17 protein-coding genes are annotated in these 22787 nt (G+C 52.5%); 15 read left to right on the plus strand and 2 right to left on the minus strand.

What is annotated here, in order from left to right:
* Positions 1 to 2: 2 nt before the first annotated feature.
* From rfbB to ACFPMF_RS17645, 12 genes are all read left to right on the plus strand, one after another.
* On the plus strand, positions 3 to 1061 hold the full coding sequence (gene rfbB / locus ACFPMF_RS17590) for a dTDP-glucose 4,6-dehydratase (protein WP_379847654.1): 1059 nt from the start codon (positions 3 to 5) through the stop codon (positions 1059 to 1061).
* Between the two features lie 107 nt (positions 1062 to 1168).
* Entirely contained in the window at positions 1169 to 2029 is an 861-nt protein-coding gene (rfbA, locus tag ACFPMF_RS17595) for a glucose-1-phosphate thymidylyltransferase RfbA (protein ID WP_379847657.1), read from the plus strand.
* Positions 2030 to 2441: 412 nt separating this feature from the next.
* Complete coding sequence (locus tag ACFPMF_RS17600) at positions 2442 to 2876, plus strand: hypothetical protein (RefSeq protein ID WP_379847660.1); 435 nt, start codon at positions 2442 to 2444, stop codon at positions 2874 to 2876.
* Positions 2877 to 2898: 22 nt separating this feature from the next.
* Positions 2899 to 3579, plus strand: a complete 681-nt coding sequence (locus ACFPMF_RS17605) for a hypothetical protein (protein ID WP_379847662.1) — start codon at positions 2899 to 2901, stop codon at positions 3577 to 3579.
* A gap of 174 nt (positions 3580 to 3753) precedes the next feature.
* Entirely contained in the window at positions 3754 to 4140 is a 387-nt protein-coding gene (locus ACFPMF_RS17610) for a hypothetical protein (protein ID WP_379847665.1), read from the plus strand.
* A 66-nt stretch (positions 4141 to 4206) separates the two neighbouring features.
* Positions 4207 to 4842, plus strand: coding sequence for a hypothetical protein (locus ACFPMF_RS17615; protein ID WP_379847667.1), 636 nt, complete (start codon positions 4207 to 4209; stop codon positions 4840 to 4842).
* 111 nt (positions 4843 to 4953) lie between these two features.
* Positions 4954 to 5763, plus strand: coding sequence for a sensor histidine kinase (locus ACFPMF_RS17620; protein ID WP_379847669.1), 810 nt, complete (start codon positions 4954 to 4956; stop codon positions 5761 to 5763).
* A gap of 210 nt (positions 5764 to 5973) precedes the next feature.
* Positions 5974 to 6645: a response regulator transcription factor gene (locus ACFPMF_RS17625; RefSeq protein ID WP_379847671.1), complete on the plus strand. Its 672-nt coding sequence runs from the start codon at positions 5974 to 5976 to the stop codon at positions 6643 to 6645.
* A 234-nt stretch (positions 6646 to 6879) separates the two neighbouring features.
* On the plus strand, positions 6880 to 9642 hold the full coding sequence (locus ACFPMF_RS17630; RefSeq protein ID WP_379847674.1) for a 2-oxoglutarate dehydrogenase E1 component: 2763 nt from the start codon (positions 6880 to 6882) through the stop codon (positions 9640 to 9642).
* A gap of 55 nt (positions 9643 to 9697) precedes the next feature.
* Positions 9698 to 11314 carry a 2-oxoglutarate dehydrogenase complex dihydrolipoyllysine-residue succinyltransferase gene (odhB, locus tag ACFPMF_RS17635; RefSeq protein WP_379847677.1) on the plus strand — a complete coding sequence of 539 codons (1617 nt, stop codon included), beginning with the start codon at positions 9698 to 9700 and terminating at the stop codon, positions 11312 to 11314.
* Positions 11315 to 11491: 177 nt separating this feature from the next.
* Entirely contained in the window at positions 11492 to 12907 is a 1416-nt protein-coding gene (gene lpdA, locus ACFPMF_RS17640) for a dihydrolipoyl dehydrogenase (protein WP_379847680.1), read from the plus strand.
* A gap of 198 nt (positions 12908 to 13105) precedes the next feature.
* Complete coding sequence (locus ACFPMF_RS17645) at positions 13106 to 14467, plus strand: M20/M25/M40 family metallo-hydrolase (protein ID WP_379847683.1); 1362 nt, start codon at positions 13106 to 13108, stop codon at positions 14465 to 14467.
* Positions 14468 to 14552: 85 nt separating this feature from the next.
* Here ACFPMF_RS17645 and ACFPMF_RS17650 read toward each other — a convergent pair whose 3' ends face one another.
* Both ACFPMF_RS17650 and ACFPMF_RS17655 read right to left on the minus strand, forming a co-directional pair.
* Positions 14553 to 16718 (minus strand): alpha-amylase family protein, encoded by a 2166-nt coding sequence (locus tag ACFPMF_RS17650; RefSeq protein ID WP_379847686.1) that lies wholly within the window; start codon positions 16716 to 16718, stop codon positions 14553 to 14555.
* 165 nt (positions 16719 to 16883) lie between these two features.
* Entirely contained in the window at positions 16884 to 17210 is a 327-nt protein-coding gene (locus tag ACFPMF_RS17655) for a nucleotide pyrophosphohydrolase (RefSeq protein WP_379847690.1), read from the minus strand.
* 217 nt (positions 17211 to 17427) lie between these two features.
* On the opposite strand from ACFPMF_RS17655, the gene ACFPMF_RS17660 reads away from it, so the two are divergent.
* The 3 genes from ACFPMF_RS17660 to ACFPMF_RS17670 all read left to right on the plus strand — a co-directional run bounded on the left by ACFPMF_RS17660 (position 17428) and on the right by ACFPMF_RS17670 (position 22777).
* Positions 17428 to 18057 (plus strand): RNA polymerase sigma factor, encoded by a 630-nt coding sequence (locus tag ACFPMF_RS17660; protein WP_379847693.1) that lies wholly within the window; start codon positions 17428 to 17430, stop codon positions 18055 to 18057.
* 96 nt (positions 18058 to 18153) lie between these two features.
* On the plus strand, positions 18154 to 19173 hold the full coding sequence (locus ACFPMF_RS17665; RefSeq protein WP_379847695.1) for a FecR family protein: 1020 nt from the start codon (positions 18154 to 18156) through the stop codon (positions 19171 to 19173).
* 4 nt (positions 19174 to 19177) lie between these two features.
* Entirely contained in the window at positions 19178 to 22777 is a 3600-nt protein-coding gene (locus ACFPMF_RS17670; RefSeq protein WP_379847698.1) for a SusC/RagA family TonB-linked outer membrane protein, read from the plus strand.
* Positions 22778 to 22787: the final 10 nt, after the last annotated feature.

Raw genomic sequence — 22787 nt, forward strand, 5'->3', positions numbered from 1 at the left:
GTATGTCTAAGAAGATTCTGATCACCGGCGGTGCCGGCTTTATTGGTTCGCATGTCGTACGGTTATTTGTGACCAAGTATCCGGATTACCAGATTGTTAACCTGGATAAGTTGACGTACGCCGGTAACCTCGCCAATCTGACAGATATTGAAGATTCGCCTAATTACAGCTTCGTCAAAGGGGATATTACGGATGCGGCTTTTCTGGATCAGTTCTTTGCCCAACAGCAGTTCGACGGGGTGATTCACCTGGCGGCCGAGTCGCACGTGGATCGCTCGATCACCGACCCGATGGCCTTTGTCATGACCAACGTCGTTGGCACGGTCAACCTGCTGAATGCGGCCAAAAATAGCTGGAAAGCCGATTTCGCCGACAAACGGTTTTACCACGTTTCCACCGACGAAGTTTACGGATCGCTGCACAATCCGGAAGATTTCTTTGTCGAAACCACGCCCTACGACCCCCAGTCGCCCTACTCGGCGTCCAAGGCGGCTTCCGACCATTTCGTGCGGGCCTACGGCAATACCTACAAACTGCCCATCGTGCTGTCGAACTGCTCGAACAACTACGGGCCCAACCATTTTCCCGAAAAACTGATTCCGTTGATGATTCATAACATCCAGACCAACAAGCCATTGCCGGTGTACGGAAAGGGTGAAAACGTGCGCGACTGGCTTTTTGTCATCGATCACGCCCGGGCCATCGACACGATTTATCATCACGGTAAAAACGGCGAAACCTACAACATTGGCGGGTTCAACGAGTGGAAAAATATCGATCTGGTGCACCTGCTCTGTAGCATCATGGATCGCAAGCTGGGCCGCCCCGAAGGCACCTCGGCGCAATTGATTACCTACGTCACCGACCGGGCGGGCCACGACCTGCGCTATGCCATCGACGCCCGCAAGCTGATGAACGAACTGGGCTGGCAACCTTCGCTGCAGTTCGAGGAAGGGCTCGAAAAAACCGTCGACTGGTTTCTTTCCAACCAGGAGTGGCTCGAAAACGTCACCTCGGGTTCCTACCAGAAGTATTACGATTCCATGTACGCAAACCGATAAGCATTTTCAAAGAGCGAAAGAGTGAGAGAGTGAAAGAGCGAGTGCTCTGCTCAGCGGATCCTTTCGCTCTCTCTCTCACTCTTTCGCTCTTTCACTCTTTAAAGCTCATGAAAGGTATTATTCTGGCCGGTGGATCCGGTACTCGTCTGCACCCTTTGACGCTGGCCGTCAGCAAGCAACTCATGCCGGTTTATGACAAACCGATGATTTATTATCCCCTGTCGATCCTGCTGCTGGCCGGTATCCGCGAGGTGCTGATCATTTCGACTCCGCACGATTTGCCCAATTTCCGGAAACTGCTGGGCGATGGCTCGCAGGTGGGCTGTTCGTTCAGTTACGCCGAACAACCGCTTCCCAACGGGCTGGCGCAGGCGTTTGTGATTGGGGAAGAATTTATCGGCGACGACAAAGTGGCCCTGATTCTGGGCGATAACATTTTCTACGGGTCGGGCCTCTCGAAACTGCTGCAGGCCAACAACGACCCGGACGGGGGCGTGGTGTTTGCCTACAAAGTGAACGATCCGGAGCGCTACGGGGTGGTGGAGTTCGATGGGGATAAAAAGGCGCTGTCGATCGAAGAAAAACCGGCCCAGCCCAAGTCGAATTATGCAGTGCCCGGTTTGTATTTCTATGATAATGAGGTGGTGAGCATTGCCAAGGGGCTGCAACCCAGTCCACGGGGTGAGTACGAAATCACGGATGTGAACAAGGTCTACCTGGAGCGGGGCAAACTGAAAGTGGGGATTCTGGACCGGGGGACGGCGTGGCTGGACACGGGAACGTTTGCGTCGCTGATGCAGGCGGGTCAGTTTGTGGAGGTGATCGAGGAGCGTCAGGGCCTGAAAATCGGGTCGATCGAAGAGGTGGCGTATCGGATGGGCTACATCGATGCCGCTCAGTTACAGGCCATTGCCCAGCCGCTGGTCAAAAGTGGTTACGGACAGTATTTACTGAATTTGCTGAAATAAAGGTTTGAAAGCAGGAGCGGACGAAAGGCGTTTTTTCTTTTTTCCTTCCTCCTGCGTTTTCTTTTCTCCTTATCAAAAAAAAAGCCCGGACAAAGTCCTGGCCTTTTCCAAACCTAACCTATGAGATGAGAAAATCGGCTCATCCTTTGGAAAGGACTCGCCAACTCTCTGCAAATGTGCAGGGAAGTTAATAAGAAATTTAGAGAAGAACTTCGTAGGTTCTTAAAAAAAGGGTTTTTAAGGGCCAGAGCAAGGGATTCTCCGTATTTAATTGCGTATTTCTACCTGTTTTTAAAGGCCAAGTGTCTGGTTATCAGTACTTTGATTGTCTTCGTCTTCTTCCTCCAGATTGCTATTTCCCCTCCCGGTTTCTATTTTGGATGAGCTAAACACGAAATCATCCAATACAATTATGACAGACAACTCAAAAGATCACTACCGGGGTGATGCGGGCAATTTTATTCGAAACCGGGACGCTGAAAAGTTGACGCGCCGATTCCGCCAGAGCAGGGAAGGGAAAAAAGGGGAGTTCGAAAGCAAATTTACCCGTGCCGAGTTTTTCGGCATCAACCGACTCAACGAGCTATTGGGGTACGACGATTGTGTCGGTATCCGGATTTATTACGGACTGGGGGAAGAAAAAGACGATAACGGAGAACTCAGGCCCAAGCTGGTGCTGGCCGCTGTGAACTCCAAAGGCAAGGATATTTTCTTTGGTAACCTGACCAGCGACGCCGGACTCAAAACACGTTCCACGGAGGAAGGAGACGAAGCGGCCGGTATGAAAGACATGCCTGTCGGCCGAGATGCACTGGCGGATGGGATGCCATGCCCGCACTCTTGCTAAATATTAAGATCTGAAGACGAAAATGTTAGAAAGACTCTTCAATTTATATTTAGAGCATCCATTAGAATTAATTCATGATATAGCAACAATAGCTCCTGTTATCCTGGGTATATTTTATGCTGATACTAAAAAATACGAAGTAAGGTTTCTGATTCTTTTTTTTCTAATTATTTTTTTTAGAAACCTTATTTCTAATATTTATGCAGCCAATAAAATTAATAATATCTTTTTGTATAATTTCATAGGTTTTATAGAAGTAATTACTTTTGGTTTGATTTATTATTTTTCGGTTAATAGGCCGAATTATAAAAAGATAATTGTACTTACTGCAAGTATAGTATTTCTTACAAATATTGTTTTTTGGGAAAAGAATGAGTTTTCGGCTGGAATATTTACCATTACGCGAATCTACAGTTTATTTCTGGCGTTGCTGTATTTTATGGAAATACTGGCAGAAATGCGGGTTAAAAATATTTTGAAACACTCCTTATTCTGGATCAGTAGCGGTATTATTATTCAGGCAACCGGCACGATCCTGATTTTTCTGTTTTCTAAAGTGATCTTATCGACAAAAACAACACCAGAGATTTTTTTTGTGTATTGGAATTTTATATTAGTGACATACATCGCTTTTTGTTTATTTGTTTCGGTCGGTTTTTGGGTTAGTAAGTACGATAAGGATAATTATACGGTAGAAGAGTGATTTAAATAACTGGCGTGGTAATTGCGGTCGTTTTAGGGGAAAACGTGAAATTTAAACGAATTGATGTTGCGTGCTTTCCGTTTACTAAAACGCTGGTCCGAATAATTGCTTTCCAGAACAAGCTTGTGCAATTTTGGGCTGGAATTGCGAACAACTTTAAACCTCTTTTTAACCATGAGTCGAATTACCAGTGGTGCGGGACGCTTTATTTCCCAGCAAGAAGCCGATCAATTCAAAGGTGCTTACCAGGAACGCAAGAAAGCACAACTGATTCCGGAAGAAGATACCATCCGTTCCGAGTTTTTTGGAAGTGATAATTTACAGGAAATTCTGAAGCAACCGGGTTGTGTCGGCATCCGGGTCTATCACGCCAAGCGCCGGGAAAAAGTGAACGGCAAAGAGCATCTGGTACCACGGGTGGTGTTGGTTGGCGTAGACAAAAGTGGGAAGGAAATTCTGGAGTTGAGCGTTCCGGCCGAAACGGGCATGAAAGACATGCCTGCGGGCCGCGACGGACAACTGGCCGATGGACCGCTATGTCCACCGGAATGTAATCCGTGATACCGGAAATCAGGTATGCTTGATCATCCGTACATAACATTAATCCTGAAGTACCCGGATTCATTTTTGCCAGATCTGTTCTTAGTCATTGCCCTAGGAACGGGTCTGGTCAATTACGGTTTTCTGGATAAACCGAGTCGCTGGTTGTTTCGGATGCTGTTGCTGTCGTTCGTCATTAGCCTGGTGCAACTGCACGATGCGGCTTTTCGGCAGAACAATATTTATTTGTATAACCTTAATTCGCTGGTTGAAATGGGCTGTTTTGCGGCAGCCTACTGGATCGAGCTAAAGTCCAAAAAGAACCAGGCGCTGGTGCTGGCCGGTTTTGGCGTTTACCTGCTGGTTTTTCTGTACGATTTTAGCTGGACCAACATTGCCGGCGTGGCCCTGGGCGTTCAGCGGATCATCATGATTATGTACGCGCTGCTTTTTTTTCATTACGTTCTGGCGAAAATGCAGGTACAGAATTTATTGCTCCACGCCATGTTCTGGGTGAGTGCGGGCGCCATCGTCCATGCCGCCGGAACGTTGTTCGTGTTTCTGTTTGTCAAAGTGACCCTCGGCGACTTGAGTTCGAACGGAAGTTACGCGCTTTACATCAAGATCGTCCGGTCGTTTACGACCTTTTTTTACATCGTCCTTACCATTAGTTTCTGGCTTCGCCGGCGCGAATCGCGGCTGGCCGACCAGTTGACCGTTTAATATAAGGCGCTTGCGGAAATGACCGCTGAGTTTTATATTTCGCCAGATGATTCGTAATTATTTCCCAGGTATGGGATCGCACTTCGCTTCTGACTCGCTGTGAACGAGGACATGAAATTATTTATCGCCGTCGGAACGGCTGTTTTGTTGGTGATGGCGATCTTCATCATCGTCTTTGTTGCCTATTACCAGCAAAAACAAATTCGTCAGCAACTCATCCTGAAAGAATGGCAGGAGAAATACCGGAAGGGACTGCTTGCCGCTACCCTTCAGGCGCAGGAACACGAACGCCGGCGCATCGCCCAGGACCTGCACGACGAAATTGGTACGATGTTGTCTGTTACAAAGTTGAGTCTGAATCAGTTAGGCAGAACGGTGGAGCATAATGACCCCGGCTCTACGGTTTTGGTCCAGAAAACCCGCTCGCTCCTGGACGAAACAATCGCCAATGTCCGGCGCATCAGCCGTGATCTGGTACCCACTACGCTCGAACGCTTCGGCCTGGTGTCGGCGCTGGAAGAACTGGCCGAAAAAGCCAGCAATGGCGAAGTTCACGTCGAACTGACGTGTTCGGACAAATTACCGACATTGCTGCCGCAACTGGATCTGACGCTGTTCCGGATTGCCCAGGAGTTGCTCAATAACGCCATCAAACACGCTAACGCCCAAACGATTATCATTGATCTGCATTGTCAGCCGAACGGCGTTCTGTTGTCAGTGATCGACGACGGACGCGGTTTTGATCTGGACGAAATCATGAAGGACAAAAAGCGGGGTCTTGGTTTGCGAAACATCGAGAGCCGCCTGAATGTTATCGACGGACATGTAACGTTTGACGTGGAAGAAGGGCGCGGTTCCCGGATTCATATTCAGGTCCGGAATCTGAAACCGGAGGTTGAGGTGGAAGTAGAACCGGTATAAGTGTCAGTACCTTTCAAAGGCTTCGTATTTTGCGGAACGGAAGCGAATACAATGCCCGCCTTGCCGGGACCTGAGCAGGACAAAAATTAACCGTGAATGAGGGGCTAAAAAGTGAAGGAGGAAACGCTGGGATCGCTTATTTTTGACGCATAAACCGCTTTCTGATTTTAGCCATTCAACTCCCGGACGCAAAACGCTCAACCCTTACCCATGAAAAAGATCAAGATTGCATTAGCCGACGATCATAATTTATTTCGGAAAGGAATGGCTTCGGTATTGAGTCAGGTTCCTGATTTTGAACTGGTTCTGGAAGCCAGCAACGGGCAGGAGCTGATCGATAAACTGACGCGCCGAATGCCGGATGTCGTTTTACTGGACCTCGAAATGCCGGTGATGGATGGCATTGCGACCACGGAATACATCCGGGAAAACCACCCCGACATCAAAATCATCATGCTCACCATGCACGATGAGGACCGGTTTGTCTTGCACCTGCTGGAAAAAGGCGTGAGTGGGTATGTCCTGAAAGACGCGGATTTGGACGAAGTGGAGAAAGCGGTTCACCGGGTGATGGACGACGGGGTCTACCTCAATGACTTTGTTTCGAAGGTCATGCACCGCAAAATGGTTAATAAACCAACCGTGATTAAACAGCCATCGACCGCGACCTCCACCTTATACAATAGCAAAGTGCTGCTATCAGAGCGGGAGAAAGAAGTGCTCAAACTCATTTGTGAGGGTCTGTCGACGGCCGAAATCAGCGAAAAAATCTTCCTCAGCCCTAGGACCGTGGAAGGACACCGCCTGCGGATTCTGGAAAAAACCGGTACGAAAAACACGGCCGGCATGGTGGCCTACGCTTTCAAGAATAATCTGGTATAATTTTAAGGAGATACGAACGAGAGGAGGAAGGAAAGAACAGGAAAATGGAGCACGATTGCTGCTTCTTTTGTCCGTTCTTTCCTTCCTCCTCTCGTCTTTTTTTCAACTTATTTGAAACCGGCATTGTTACCTGAATAAAACCGGAGTCGATTCGTAAAGAATTGAATAAATAGTAGACAATCTTTCTATTTGAATCCTTTAACTTTGCCGATCGAACATGGGTGACCCCGAATTATGGACAGATTCTCGTATATAGCTAACTCTGAAGCAGCTTACATCGACGATTTATACCGATCTTATAAGCAAGATCCGGGCTCGGTGGATGGAAGCTGGCAAAAATTTTTTGAAGGTTTTGAATTCTCTCAGTCGTATGGTGAAAGTGGAAATGGCGCGAATGGTCATTCCGACACGGACCAGACGGCTACAAAGCCCGTAATCGATACCAAACACGCAGAAAAAGAGGTATCCGTCGCCAGTCTGATTAAAGCCTACCGTTCACGGGGCCACCTGCTGGCCAAAACCAACCCCATTCGGAACCGGAAAGACCGGAATCCGCGGATTGGTCTAGAAGATTACGCCCTGAGCGAGGCCGATCTCGACACGGTTTTCGATGCGGGAACCTTGCTGGGTATTGGGCCCAGCTCGTTGCGGAAAATCATGGAGTCGCTGGAAAAAATCTACGCGGGCACCATCGGTTTCGAGTACATGTACATCCGGGAAATCGACGTAAAGAACTGGCTTCGCAACAAAATCGAGAAGGAGGCCCTGGTGTTTGATCCGTCGATTGAAGAAAAAAAACGGATTCTGGAGAAGCTGAACGAGGCAACGGTTTTTGAAAACTTCCTCCATACCAAATATTTAGGCCAGAAGCGGTTTTCCCTCGAAGGGGGCGAAACCACGATTCCGGCGCTGGATGCCATCATCAACTACAGTGGTGAACTGGGCGTCGAAGAAGTGATGATCGGAATGGCCCACCGGGGGCGTCTGAACGTACTGGTGAACATCCTGGGCAAATCGTACGAAGACGTCTTCAGCGGTTTTGAAGGCAATGTTCCCGATCAGGTGTTTGGCGATGGGGACGTAAAATACCACCTGGGCTACTCGAGCCTGATCGAAACCTCGGCGGGGAAGCAGGTCAGTGTGAAACTGGCCCCGAACCCGTCGCACCTCGAAGCGGTTAACCCGATCATCGAGGGCTTCGTGCGGGCGCAGGCCGATGAAGAGTACGGCGGAAATTTTGACAAGATTCTGCCGATCCTGATCCACGGTGATGCAGCCGTAGCCGGACAGGGAATCGTGTATGAAGTAACGCAAATGGCTAAACTGGCCGGTTATCAAACCGGGGGCACACTCCATTTTGTGATCAATAACCAGATCGGTTTTACGACCGATTTTGAAGACGCCCGTTCGTCGATCTATTGTTCGGATGTGGCCAAGATTGTCGATGCGCCGGTTTTTCACGTCAATGGTGATGATCCGGAAGCCGTGATTTTCTGCGCTAAACTGGCGGTCGAATTCCGGGAGAAATTCAATCGGGATGTCTTTATCGACATGGTTTGCTACCGTCGATACGGCCATAACGAGTCGGACGAACCGAAGTTTACCCAGCCAACGCTGTACAATACCATTGAAAGACACGCGAACCCGCGGGAGATTTATAACAAAAGCCTGATTGATCGGGGCGAGGTTGATGCCGAACTGGCGGCTAAAATGGACGCGGAGTTCAAGAAAGAACTCCAGGACCGCCTGGATATGGTAAAGCAGAAAACGCCTATTCCCTATAAACCGTTGCGGCTGGACCGCGAATGGGCCGAACTGCGGGTGAGCCAGCCGGAAGACTTCGATCAGTCGCCCGAAACCGGTGTTCCCATGGAAACGCTGGAGAAAGTCGGGAACGCACTCGTCACGATTCCGAGCGGTTTCAAACCCCTGAAACAGATCGATAAACTGCTGAAAGACCGTCGGCAGATGTTGTTCGAAACCAAACAGGTCAATTGGGGAACCGCCGAATTGCTGGCCTACGGCTCGATTCTGTCCGAAAATAAAGTGGTTCGGCTGAGCGGGCAGGATGTGCAGCGGGGAACCTTCTCCCACCGTCATGCCGTTCTGCACGATTCCGAAACAAACGAATCGTACAGCTCACTGGATCATATTGAAGGCAGCAAGCAGAAAATGCAGATTTATAACTCCTTACTGTCGGAATACGGCGTATTGGGTTTTGAATTCGGGTATTCGATGGCCGCTCCGCACGCGCTGGTGATCTGGGAAGCCCAGTTTGGGGACTTCTCGAACGGTGCTCAGGTCATTATCGATCAGTTTGTCTCTTCCTGCGAATCGAAATGGGGGTTGATGAATGGTCTGGTGATGTTATTGCCCCACGGTTATGAAGGCCAGGGGCCGGAGCACTCCAATGCCCGCCCGGAACGCTACCTGCAATTGTCGGCCGAATACAACATGGTGGTAGCCAATGTAACCACGCCGGCTAACTTCTTCCACCTGCTGCGTCGGCAGTTGACCTGGCCTTTCCGGAAACCGCTGGTGGTTATGTCACCGAAATCTTTATTGCGACATCCACAAGTAGTTTCGCCCCTGGAAGACCTTACGAAAGGTACATTCAAGGAAGTGTTACCGGATAGTTACGCAACGGGCAAGAAAGTAAAACGAATTCTGTTGTGTACGGGTAAAATTTATTACGAATTACTCGAAAAACAACAGGCAGATAAGCGCGAAGACGTAGCTATCATCCGTTTGGAGCAGTTACATCCGTTCCCGCAGAAGCAGCTTGATGCCATTCTGGCCAACTATAGCAAGAGTGCCGAACTGATTTGGGTACAGGAAGAGCCGTCAAACATGGGCGCCTGGACCTACTTGCTGCGCTCGGCTTTGAATCTGAAATTGCGCGGGATCACCCGGAAAAATAGTGCGTCACCCGCCACTGGTTATTCGAAAGTTCACGCCCAGGAACAGGCTGACATTATCCGCCGGGCATTTGAATAAGGTTTTACAGTTATCGAAACCGTACAGATAGCTGACAACTGAAAACTAAGAGAAAATGGCAATAGAAATGAAAGTTCCCCCGGTTGGGGAGTCGATTACGGAAGTAACGGTTGGCGCGTGGCACAAGAAGGAGGGCGATTCGGTGAAGCGGGATGAAGTGCTGTGCGAACTGGAATCCGACAAAGCATCGTTTGAATTTCCGGCTGAAGCCGACGGGGTATTACACATCCTGGCGAAGGAAGGCGATGTATTACCCATCGGTGCGGTTTTGTGTACCATCGAACCGGCGGGTGCGGCCAATAGCGCGGCTCCCCAGACCGATGCTCCGGCTCCGGCCAAACAACCGGCTGCTCCGCAACCGGAAGTTGCCCAACCGGCTCCGCAGCCCACCCCTGAACCGGCACCCGCAGCAGCGGCTCCGGCACCGAAAGTCGTGGAAATGAAAGTGCCGCCGGTTGGGGAATCGATTACCGAAGTGACGATTGCTTCCTGGAATAAAAAAGACGGTGACCGGGTCGAGCAGGATGAAGTCCTGTGCGAACTGGAGTCCGACAAAGCCACTTTTGAATTACCTTCCGAAGCCGCCGGAACACTCCGGATTGTGGCCGAAGCGGGTTCAACGCTGGCAATCGGGGCCGTTATCTGCCGGATTGAAGTAGGGGCCGGGGCTGCGCAATCCGCAGCCCAACCGTCCGCTCCGGCTTCACAACCGGGGGGGCAGCCCGCAGCGGCTCAATCGGCTGAGCATGGCTATGCCGCCAATCATCCGTCGCCGGTAGCGGCCAAAATTCTGGCCGAAAAAGGCATCGATCCCAAAGAAGTAAATGGCACGGGCATTGGGGGCCGTATCACAAAAGAAGATGCGGTAAAAGCAGAAAAACCGGTCGCTCCGGCTCCGCAACCCGCGGCTGCACCCGCTCCCAAACCGGCTCCTGCTGCCGCTCCGGCCCCCGCACCCGCTGCGGGTGGAAACCGGGGGCAACGGCGTGAACGGATGACCTCCCTGCGCAAAACCATCGCCCGGCGTCTGGTGGCCGTGAAGAACGAAACCGCCATGCTGACGACCTTCAACGAGGTTGATATGAAGCCGATCATGGATTTGCGGGCCAAATACAAAGATAAGTTCAAGGAAAAACACGCGGTGGGTCTCGGCTTCATGTCGTTCTTCGCCAAGGCGGTTTGTATTGCCCTGCAGGATTTCCCGAACGTCAATGCGTCGATCGATGGCGATTCGATCGTTTACAATGACTTTTGTGATATATCCATTGCGGTTTCGACGGAGCGCGGCCTGGTTGTGCCCGTTGTTCGCAACGCCGAAGCGATGGATTTCGCCGGTATCGAGAAAGAAATCATCCGGTTGGCGGGTTTGGCGCGTGACAACAAACTGACCATCGAGCAGATGTCCGGGGGGACGTTTACGATCACGAACGGTGGGGTTTTCGGCTCGATGCTATCAACGCCGATCATCAATGCTCCGCAGTCAGCTATCCTGGGGATGCACAACATTGTGGAACGCCCGGTGGTTATCAACGGTGAAATTGTGATTCGCCCGATTATGTACGTGGCGTTGTCGTACGATCACCGGATCATCGACGGCAAGGATTCCGTGAGCTTCCTGGTTCGCGTGAAGCAGTTGCTGGAAGACCCGGCCCGGATTTTACTGGGTGTTTAATCATCCGTAGGACGGATTGTAAAATCGTTTTTATGCGGAGGCAAACTCCTGTCAGCAGAACGGTTTTATAGTTCGTCCTACACCTTTATATGGAAACCGGGTTCAGCATCCCTGGCTCTCCGATTCCAAACCCGAAACAACTAACTACTCACTCTATCTCCAACGATTTACAAGCCTATGCAATACGACGTTATCGTTATCGGTTCCGGACCGGGCGGCTACGTAGCCGCGATTCGCTGCGCCCAGTTGGGCATGAAAACGGCCATCGTGGAAAAATACAAAACGCTGGGCGGAACATGTCTCAACGTCGGCTGTATTCCGTCGAAAGCCCTGCTTGATTCTTCGGAGCATTTTTACAATGCTGCGCACACCTTCGCCGAACACGGGATCAAACTGGCTGATTTGCAGGTTGACCTGCCCCAGATGATCAAGCGGAAAGAAGGCGTTGTGGAAGCGAACGTAACCGGTATTTCGTTTCTGATGAAGAAGAACAAAATCACGGTTCATCAGGGACTCGGGTCGTTTGTCGATGCCAACACGCTGAAGGTAACGAAAGACGACGGCAGCGAAGAACAGATTACGGCAAAGAACTTCATCATTGCGACGGGTTCCAAACCGTCTTCCTTCCCGTCGATGCCCATCGACAAAAAGCGCATCATCACCTCCACCGAAGCCCTGACGCTACAGGAAGTGCCGAAACACCTCATTGTGATTGGTGCGGGCGTGATTGGCGCGGAACTTGGTTCGGTGTATGCCCGCATCGGCTCCAAAGTCTCCTTCGTTGAGTTTGCCGATTCGATGATCCCGACGATGGACAAAACGATGGGCAAAGAACTCCAGAAAGCCGTCAAAAAGCTGGGTGCCGATTTTTATTTCAGCCATAAAGTAACCAGCGTTGAAAATACCGGGGATGGGGTTATCGTAAAAGCGGATACCCCGAAAGGCCGTGGCGACGGACCGGAACAGATTACGCTGGAAGGCGACTATTGCCTGGTGTCGGTGGGTCGGCGGCCCTATACCGACGGCCTGAACCTGGAAGCGGCCGGTTTGGCTACCGACAACCGGGGACGCATCGAGGTCAACGACCACCTGCAAACCAGCGTACCGCATATTTACGCCATCGGTGACGTGATTCGCGGAGCCATGCTGGCCCACAAAGCCGAAGAAGAAGGGGTGTTTGTGGCCGAAACCATGGCCGGACAAAAACCGCATATCAATTACCGGCTGATTCCGGGGGTGGTCTATACCTGGCCGGAAGTTGCCAGTGTGGGCTTCACCGAAGAAGAACTGAAAGCGGAAGGGCGGGCGTACAAAGTGGGCTCGTTTCCGTATAAAGCGCTGGGCCGCGCCCGTGCTTCGATGGACCTCGACGGCCTGGTTAAAGTCCTGGCCGACAAACAAACCGACGAAATCCTGGGAATGCACATCATCGGTGCCCGGGCCGCCGATATGATCGCCGAATGCGTCGTGGCAATGGAATACCGGGCCTCGGCGGAGGATATCGGGCGGATTTCCCACGCGCACCCGACCTACACGGAAGCCATTAAGGAAGCCTGTCTGGCCGCGACCGAAAACCGGGCGCTGCATATGTAAGGACGGTATTCCGTTTACGGTTTTCAGGTAGCGGATTTCAAATCCGTAGCAGCCGGGGTCAGAATTTCAAATTCCGACCAGCGAAACGTCGTTTCCAATAGGAATTAGTGAGTAACCAATAGGACTTATCAGGTGTTTTTAGACCCCGCTTTGGCAATAAAGCGGGGTTTCTGTTTTTTAGTATATCCCCCGTATGCTATGAAAAAACTGCTACTCCTCTTTTGCCTCTTTACGACAGGAGCCTACGCTCAGTCAACCGATTCGGTAACGATTCGCAAGATTTATAACGAGATTCTGACCAACAGCCCGTCGTACGAATGGCTGCGGCAGCTGACCAAGCAGATTGGGCCGCGACTGAGTGGCTCGAGCGGGGCGCAGAAAGCCGTCGACTGGTCGAAGCAGTTGATGGAGAAAGAGGGGTTCGATCGGGTGTTTTTACAGGAGGTGATGGTGCCGCACTGGGTGCGCGGGGCCAGGGAAGTCGCTTACATTCAGAACGGAAAACAAAAAATAACCGTGCCGATTGCCGCGTTGGGCGGTTCAATCGCAACATCTCCGAAAGGAATTGAAGCCCCGGTGATTGAAGTGAAAAATTTTCAGGAACTGCGGGAGTTGGGGGCGGAAAAAGTAAAAGGCAAGATCGTTTTTTACAACCGGCCAATGGACCCCACTAAACTGAACACCTTTGAAGCCTATGCCGGGGCCGTCGATCAGCGGGGGAACGGCGCGACGGAAGCCGCCAAACTCGGTGCCGTGGGGGCCCTTGTTCGTTCGATGACGACCGCGATGGACGATAACCCGCATACCGGCAGCATGCGGTATGCAACCGGAGTGCCCCTGATTCCGATGGCCGCCATCAGCACGAATGGCGCCGAATTGCTTAGCAAATCGTTGAAAGAAACCCCCGGCCTGACGTTTTACTTCAAACAGAATTGCGAAACGCTGCCCGATGCCAAATCCTACAATGTCGTGGGGGAGATTAGAGGATCGGAAAAACCGGATGAGATTATTGTGGTGGGCGGTCATCTCGATTCCTGGGATCTGGCCGAGGGCGCACACGATGACGGTTCGGGTTGCGTGCAGTCCATAGAGGTGTTGCGGGCCTTCAAGGCGTTGGGTATTAAACCGAAGCGCACGATTCGGGCGGTGATGTTCATGAACGAGGAAAACGGCTTGCGCGGAGGCATCGGGTATGCCGATTACGCCAAAAAGAACAACGAAAAGCACCTGGCCGCCGTCGAGTCGGACAATGGCGGTTTTACGCCCCGTGGTTTTGGGATTGTCGGCACACCGGAACAGCGGGCTAACATTATGGCCTGGAAACCACTGCTGGCTCCGTACGGGTTGCACGAAATTGGCGCGGGTTCGGGCGGGGCGGATATTGGCCCACTGGCGCAGCAGGGCGTCGTGCTGCTGGGCTTTAAACCGGATCCACAACGGTATTTCGATTACCACCATACGGGCATCGACCGCTTCGAAACGGTCAACAAGCGCGAACTCGAACTGGGAGCTGCATCAATGGCCGCGCTGATTTACTTGCTGGATAAATATGGGTTGTAAAAGGGTATTACACAGGGTTAATCAGAGTGAACCAGAGTAAATCTCTGATAACCTCTGATGTTCCCTGATTAACCCTGTGTACTAATCAAGCTAAGTCCAGCGCCACAATCTCGTGGTCGAGAATCCGGGGGACCGTTACCGTTACTTTCCCGTTTTTCAATTCATACGTCGGTTTTCCGTCACTCATCAGGAGTTTGACGCCTTTCACGCTGGTACCCGCCGGAACCGGTACGCTTACCTGCGCTTCAACCGGAATCAGTTCCCGAAAAGGGCCTTTCATCATCATCGGATTGGTGAGATTGACCAGATGGACCGTCAGGGAGTTCGCTTGCCGCCAGACCGTTATGTCAATGACGCCGGGGCCGCTGACGGTGGTAACGGGTTCTTCGTCGAGCGCCCACTGAATAACGTTGCCCAAAAGCTGGCAATGGTCCGTATTCATAAGCTGCCAGAACGACCGGTCGAGGTCGCCGGGAATATAGGCAACCCGCCCTTTGCCCACCTGTCGCAGATACAACTCCCGGGTATCGGTTTCGGCCACGCGCGGGTACACGTCTTCCATCGGCAGATCAGGATACGTGGGGATGAGGGTAATCGGGCTGGGAAACGAAGCGGTGGGTTTGACCTGAACTTTGTAAATCGAATTAATAATGCGGGGGGTGCCGTCCAGTTCCTTCAGAATCAGTTGCGACTGGCTGTTTCGGGCATCGTGCCGCAGGTGCAGGTAACTATTTCGCATCGGACCTTCCACCTTCTGATCGTACGAGACGCCAAACAAACCGGCCAGTCCGAAGTCGGGCCGCTGCTGACCTTCTTCGTTGTACAGCGAGGTTTCGAAGGTCGCCACCAGACTACCGCCGTTGTTGACAAACGCCCGCAATTGCTGGCATTGCGTGTCCGACAGGGCGGCAATATTGGGCAGGATCAGCAGCTTGAAGCGCTTCAGATCGTCGGGCGTCAGCAGCCGGTCGTTGACCATATCGAACGGAATACGGTTTTCCACCAGCGCGTGGTACATGCCATCGAGGTGGTCGCCGGTTTTCTGCTGCCAGGGTTTTCCGCCGTAGTTGCGGTCGGTTTGCTCCGAATAAACGACACCAACCCGCGCCATCGGGGCGGTATTTCGCAGGTAGGGTTCATTTTTGTAATACCGTTCGTACAGGCTGGCAACGGCTTCCATCCAGCGTTTGTCGTAGATGTCGGCCCCGAATTTGACGAAACACGGACGCATCCCGTTGGCGGTTCCTTCGGCCACCCAAATCCGGATTTCGGCGTCGCTCTGGACCGAGTCTTTCCAGCGAAACTCTTCCTCAATGCCTACGCTGAAAATCCCGATAAGCGGTTTTAGCCCGAGCGTTGACCGGAGTTCTTTGGCCCCTTTTCCGTTTGCCCAGGGTGGCATCAGCCCGCGCCGGGCCTGCTGATCGGCAAAAAAGAGGTCGGCTTCCCGGCCGGTGATGACTTTGTCCGGGAAACCGTTGGGAATGAAGCGGGCCGTCGGTTTTTGCCGGCGGATTTCAGCATCCCAAACCGCCCAGAGTTCGCGTAGACGTTTCATCCGCCAGTCGGCCCATTTCCGGTACGTGAGGTCCAGTTTATCCGCTTTCCGGGGCAAGTCCAGCCCGGAGGCTGCCCGGAAATTCCGGACGCAGTGTTCGCAGTAGCAAATGTCGTGACCGGCCCAGCGGTTCGAGAAAATGCCCTCCGGCTGGAACTGTTGCATGATTTCGCGGGTCACCTGGGTCATGAACTCAAAGTTATACGGACCCAGGGCGCAGGTGACCCATAAATCGGGATTCGCCCAGTGACGGCGTTTTTGGCCGTCGGCCGTTACCGCAATCCAGTCGGGATGAGCCTCGTAGACGTTCTGCCGGGCCGCGTGCGGATCGGTGCGGAGCATGATTTTCATGTCCAGTTTCTTGCAGCCTTCTACCAGATACCCCAGCGTGTTGGAATTACCCATAAAATCGCTCCGGTGGTGCAGTGGAACCTGGGTTGGATAAAAGGCCACGACGCCCCCCGCACTGAGCAGCGCGCCGGTGGCGTGAATGCGTTTGAAATAATGGAGCCAGAAATCCGGGTCGTAATGGCCGGGGTCGCGTTCCACGAAAGCCAGCTGCGCCCATCGCATCGGACCATCGAGCCAGAACGTTTCGGCGGTTTTTACCGGGCCGGACAGGGCGGCTGGCCCGAAAAGCGTAGAGGCACCGCCCAGCAGGGCCGTGGTTTTGATGAAATCTCTGCGTTCCATACGTCCGCGTCAAGGGTTTAGGCTGATACGGAAATATAGTGCAATTTTTTATTTATTAAGTTGAATAAAGTTAAGTTGTTTCGCGGAGTTAAGCGGAGTAAATCAGCGGTTATCAGAGGCTCCGCTTAACTCTTTTGATCTCCGCTTAACTCCGCGAAATAACGTTCACTTTAATTTCTCATTATCCCGATGCCGTGTCGAGTCGCGGATGTTTTTTTTCTCCATATTTTTCTGGAAAGCCGCCGTCAGATCAATACCGGTCTGGTTGGCCAGGCAGATCAGCACCCAGAGGACATCGGCCATTTCGTCGCCCAGGTCTTTGTGCTTATCGGATTCTTTTTCCGACTGTTCGCCGTACCGCCGGGCGATGATCCGGGCTACTTCGCCGACTTCCTCGGTCAGCATCGCCATGTTGGTCAATTCGTTGAAATACCGGACGCCGACGGTTTTGATCCATCCATCGACCGTATCCTGGGCTTCGCGTAAGGTCATATCAGAGACACCGGCCACAGCCGGAGGCTATGGCTGCGGTTTTTGAGTAGTAGGTGAAAAACCGGTTTTCGCTAGGCGCAAAACTAGGCCATTTGCCGGTTTTGACCAATACCAGCCCCCGGGATTTGCGGCCTGGACGAGTGGCACCCGCATCAAATTAATCGGTAAATAGTACCAGTTTTTGTAGGAATCGGTTAAGTTTGTTGCCAATCTCCGTATGGATGACGTGACTGACCCGCCGATGAACGCCCGACCCGATCCTGCCAACGACATGATGCTCTGGAATGCTTTCCGGGAAGGCAGTGAGACGGCGTTTGCCGCTTTGTATTCGGCGCATTACCGGCATCTGATGAATTACGGTCGGCGGTTTGGGGCCGATACGACGACCGCCGAAGACGCCATTCACGACGTTTTTATCGATCTCTGGAATTACCGCCGGACGCTCATCCAACCGCAATCGGTGCAGTCGTATCTCCTGAAAGCGTTCCGCAACCGGCTGGTGAAGCAACTCAGCGAGCGGCAGCGCCGGTTTGCCGAAGCCGACGGGGAGGAGCCGTTTGGCCTTTTGTCGCCGGAACCCTCGGCCGAAGACCGGCTGGTGGAGGAACGGCTCAATCAGGAGCAGTACGAACAGATGGAACGGGCCTTCAAAACCTTGTCGCCCCGCCAGCGGGAAGTGTTGTACCTTCGTTACTTTACGGATTTAAGCTACGACGACATTTGCGCCGTGATGGGCATTACCTACAATACGGCCCGGACGCAGCTCTATCAGGCGCTGACTGCCCTGCGCAAACGACTGGAGTCCAACTGGCCAGTTTTACTGCTTCTGCTCCGGTTGTTTGACTAGTGCGCAATATTTCCGAAAAAACCACAAATTTTTCCTTTCTTCTTACTACAAACGGCGAGGTTTCAACTCTTACGGGTAATTGACTCGTTACCCGGCATGAAACCGCAGGATTATTACGCTACGCTCGACGCCATGGGCCTCGCCCGCGAACCCGACTTTCGGTTGTGGGTTCGCCAGCCGACGCTGGCACGGAACCAGTTCTGGGAATCGTTTAAGGCACTTTATCCGACGCAACAAGCGATTGTTGAAGAGGCTCGTTTGCTGGTTTCCGGCTTGGATGCCACCTGGACAGACATTCCGGAGCCGGAGGTACAGGCTTCTTTTCAACGCCTTCGGCAGAAACAGCTGGACCAGCAACCGAAGTCGTGGCAGGTCTGGTTCGGACCGGTTTTGTTCCGCTATGCTGCTGCCGTAGCCGTTCTCCTGCTGGCGGGTTTGGGATGGTGGTATACCAATCGGGCTGCTCCTTCCATTACGTACCAAACGGCGTACGGTGAAATTCGGACGGTTACACTGCCGGATGGCTCGGTGGTGACGCTGAACGCCAATTCGCGGCTGGAAGTGGCGGCCGACTGGCAAACCGTAGGGCGTCGGGAGGTCCTGCTGAAGGGAGAAGCGTTTTTCGACGTCACCAAAAAACCGCTCTCGTCGGGCGATCGAATGCCGTTTGTCGTGCATACCGGGGCTGCCGACGTAGTGGTTCTGGGTACCCGGTTTAATGTGAACACCCGCCGGAGCCGGATGCAGGTGGTGTTGCAGGAAGGAAAGGTCAGGGTCTATCTCGGCCGGCAACCGGATCTGATGCTGCAACCCGGCGATCTGGTGGAAACCACGGAGGGGCAACCCGCTATCCGCCGGACGCGGGTGGATGCCGACCGCTACGTAGCCTGGCGGGATAACCTGCTGGTGATGGACGACGAACCTCTTCAGGAAATTTTCCAGCGGATGCAGGATCAGTACGGACTGACGGTTTCCACTGCCGACCAACGCCTGTTGACCGAACGGTTTTCTGGTACGGTACCGGCCGACAAACCAAACCTATTGTTGCGACTGATTGCCGAAACCTTCCGGTTACGAATCAATCAAGAAAAAAATCAGATTGTCTTATCCAACTAACACAATGAAGAATCCCTTACCAACTATGATTCGATTGGCGATTCTGGGCGTGTGGTGTCTGACAACCACCGCCGAAGCGCAAATGCTGGCATCGTCTGCCACTCCTCAACAACCTCGTTGGTCGCAGGAGTTTTCCCGGACGACCCGTACGGGCAGCCCTGCTGCCCGCGCCCTGACCGATGTGCTGCGTGACCTGGAGCGGAAATACGGGGTGAAGTTTGCGTTCCAGCGCAAAATCCTGCGCGACAAAACCGTGAGTCTGCCCTTGCCCAACTCGGCCGATCGGGAAGCTGTTTTGAACGCGGTTCTAAAACCGAACAAACTGACCTTCCGTAAGGTCGATGATCTCTACTATGTCATCGTTGAAGCGGATCAGGAAACGAGTCGCATCACACCGGCAGTGGCGCCGATGGATGACACTCAATGGGTGCAAACCCGGATCAATGCTGTCGCGGACGAACGGCTGGCGAATGCCGGTCCGGCGCTGCTGGCGCTGCGGCAACCAATGGAAATTGCCGTGCAGGAACGCCGGATTTCGGGGCGGGTAACGGCGGAAGAAAACGGAGAAGGCTTACCGGGGGTGAGCGTTGCCCTGAAAAATACAACCCGCGGAACCACCACCGATGCATCGGGTAATTACACGCTTTCGGTGCCGAACGAAGGCGGGACGCTGGTATTCAGCTTCATTGGGTACGTCACGCAGGAGGTGCCGGTTGGCAGCCAGTCGTCGGTAAATATTTCGCTGAAACAATCCGACCAGACGCTAAACGAAGTTGTCGTAGTTGGTTACGGAACCCAGCAGAAGCGCGACGTAACCGGTTCTATCTCGTCAATCAGTACTAAAACGATTAAAGATCAGCCGGTTCCGAACATTGTGGAAGGGCTGACGGGGCGCTTGCCGGGCGTTTTGATTCAGCAAAATACCGGGGCGCCGGGCAATAGCCCGTCCATCAAAATCCGGGGGCTGGGTTCCATCAGCGCGGGCAACGGTCCGCTGGTGGTAATCGACGGACAGCCGCTGAACTCGGGCGATCTGGCCAACGGCGGTGGATTGAACCTGCTGAATCCGAACGACATTGAAAATATCGATATTCTCAAAGATGCCTCGGCGACGGCCATTTACGGGTCTCGCGGAGCCAATGGGGTGGTGGTCGTGACGACCAAACGCGGGAAATCCGGACAGTCTCGCCTGAATTTTGATTACTATACCGGTGTTCAGCAGATCACGAAGAAGATGGACATTCTGGACTCCCAGCAATACGCGGAATTCGTAAAAGAAGCGTTTAACAACGCGTACCTTGAACGGGTTGCCGGTGCAAAAATTAGCGATCCGAATAGCGTCCGTCCGGCTGGTCAGCGGTATCGGTATCCGCGCGGCGAATTTGCGGGGGTGGATTTTGATAATCCGGCGAACCTGGAGACCTATAAGTATCAGGACATGATTTTCCAGAATGCGCCCATGAGCAACTACCAGTTATCCGCTGCGGGTGGTAGCGAGAAGGTACAGTACATGGTGTCCGGAAATTACCTGAAGCAAAACGGGGTTGTCAAACGTTCCGGTATTGATCGCTATACGGTTCGGACCAACATTGATGCACAAATGACTTCCTATCTAAAAATGGGGGTTAGCCTGAGTCCGTCATTTTCGGTAGAAAACCGGGTAAATACCGATGGACACTGGGCCGATAACGGAATCATCAATGCCGCCCTGAGTTTGCCGCCGTTTATCCCAATCTATCAGCCGGGAACGTCAGTGTATAACTCCATGTCGTATTACGCGGCACCTTATGATTGGGGTGGTATTACCAATCCGGTTGCCAATATTTATGAGATTGATAACAAACTACGTACGACGCGCCTGTTGGGGAATGCTTACGCGGAAATAAAACTGCCCTTTGGCGTTTTATACCGGGGAACCATCGGCGGAGATGTTCGGCAAATGCGGCAGAATTACTATAGAACTTCAGCATTACCGCTGAATCAGTTGTTGCCGCCAACGGCGAATGCTGCCTACGCGGAATCCGTGCAGGAATTGAACTGGGTGACGAACCATACCTTAAACTACCAGAAGGAAATTGGCAAGGATCACCGGATTGATGTCCTGGTGGGGATGGAAAGTCAGAAAAATGATTTTGAACGCAGCCGGATCGATGCCAATAATTTCCCGAACGATATTGTCCGTACGGTGAACGCCGGAACGATTATTGGAACGCAAGCGGGCCGGAACATCCGTGATCAGTGGTCGCTGGCTTCGTATTTTGGTCGTGTTTCCTATTCGTTCAAAGATCGGTATCTGGCCAATGCTTCGTTCCGGCGAGATGGGTCTTCCCGGTTTGGTATCAACAGCCGTTGGGGTACATTCCCATCCGCTTCGGTGGGTTGGCGGATCTCGGAAGAGGCATTCCTGAAAGACAACCGGATTATTTCAGAACTGAAACTGAAAGCGAGCTACGGGATTTCGGGGAACAACGCCTTTTCGAGCAATTATCCGTCGATCGGTTTGCTAGGAGCTAATAATTATGTGCTGGGTGGTGTGCTGGCAAACGGTCTGGCCGTCAATTCGATCGGAAACGAAAACCTGACCTGGGAAAAAAGCCGCCAAACCGACATCGGTCTGGAACTGGGCCTGCTCAACAACCGTATTTTCCTGACGATGGATTATTACAAACGGATCACAACCGATTTGCTGCTGGCGGTGCAGGTGCCAACCCTGACCGGTTTTTCAACGGCGGTTCGGAACATTGGAAAGGTAGAAAATAAGGGGCTGGAAGTGGCGCTGAACACCCGCAACCTGACCGGTGCCTTTACCTGGACGACGGATTTGAATTTCTCATTTAACCGGAACACCGTGCTGGCACTCGGGCCCACAGGCGACCCGATTCGGAGCGGATCCGGCGTTGGTGAAACGAACATCACCATGATTGGTCAGCCGCTGGGAAGTTTTTATGGGTATAAGCAACTCGGTGTCTTCCGCGATCAGGCTGACCTGGATTCCTATCCGCATTTTGCCGATTCCCGACCCGGCGATGTGAAGTATGAGGACGTCAATGGCGATGGTAAAGTAGATGCCAACGACCGCACGCTGATTGGCAATAACCAGCCGGATTTCATTTACGGGGTGACGAACACCTTCAGTTATAAAGGGTTTGATCTGGGAGTTGTGATTCAGGGTGTTCAGGGTTCCAGCATTCTGAACCTGTCGCGCCGGTTTTACGAAAACCTGGAAGGAAACTCCAACAACCTGACGACGGTACTCAACCGCTGGCGGTCACCGGAACAGCCCGGCGATGGCATTACGCCCCGCGCCAACTCGCGGACGACTGGTAACAACAACGCAGTTTCGTCGCGGTGGATCGAAAATGGCAGCTATTTCCGGATTCGGAACATTACGTTAGGGTACAATGTGCCTAAAACGTTGATTCAGCGCATCAAGGTGCAAAGCCTGCGGGTATATGGCGGGGTGCAAAATGCCCTGACGATTTCGAAATACCTGGGTTACAATCCGGAGGTAAGTGGCTACGAAGGTCCGTTGACCGGTGGGGTCGATTATGGCAGCTACCCGCTGGCCCGTACCTACACGATTGGCGTAAACATTGGTCTTTAATTCTGAACAA

The organism is Larkinella bovis (genome assembly GCF_042655385.1).
Lineage (GTDB): Bacteria > Bacteroidota > Bacteroidia > Cytophagales > Spirosomataceae > Larkinella > Larkinella bovis.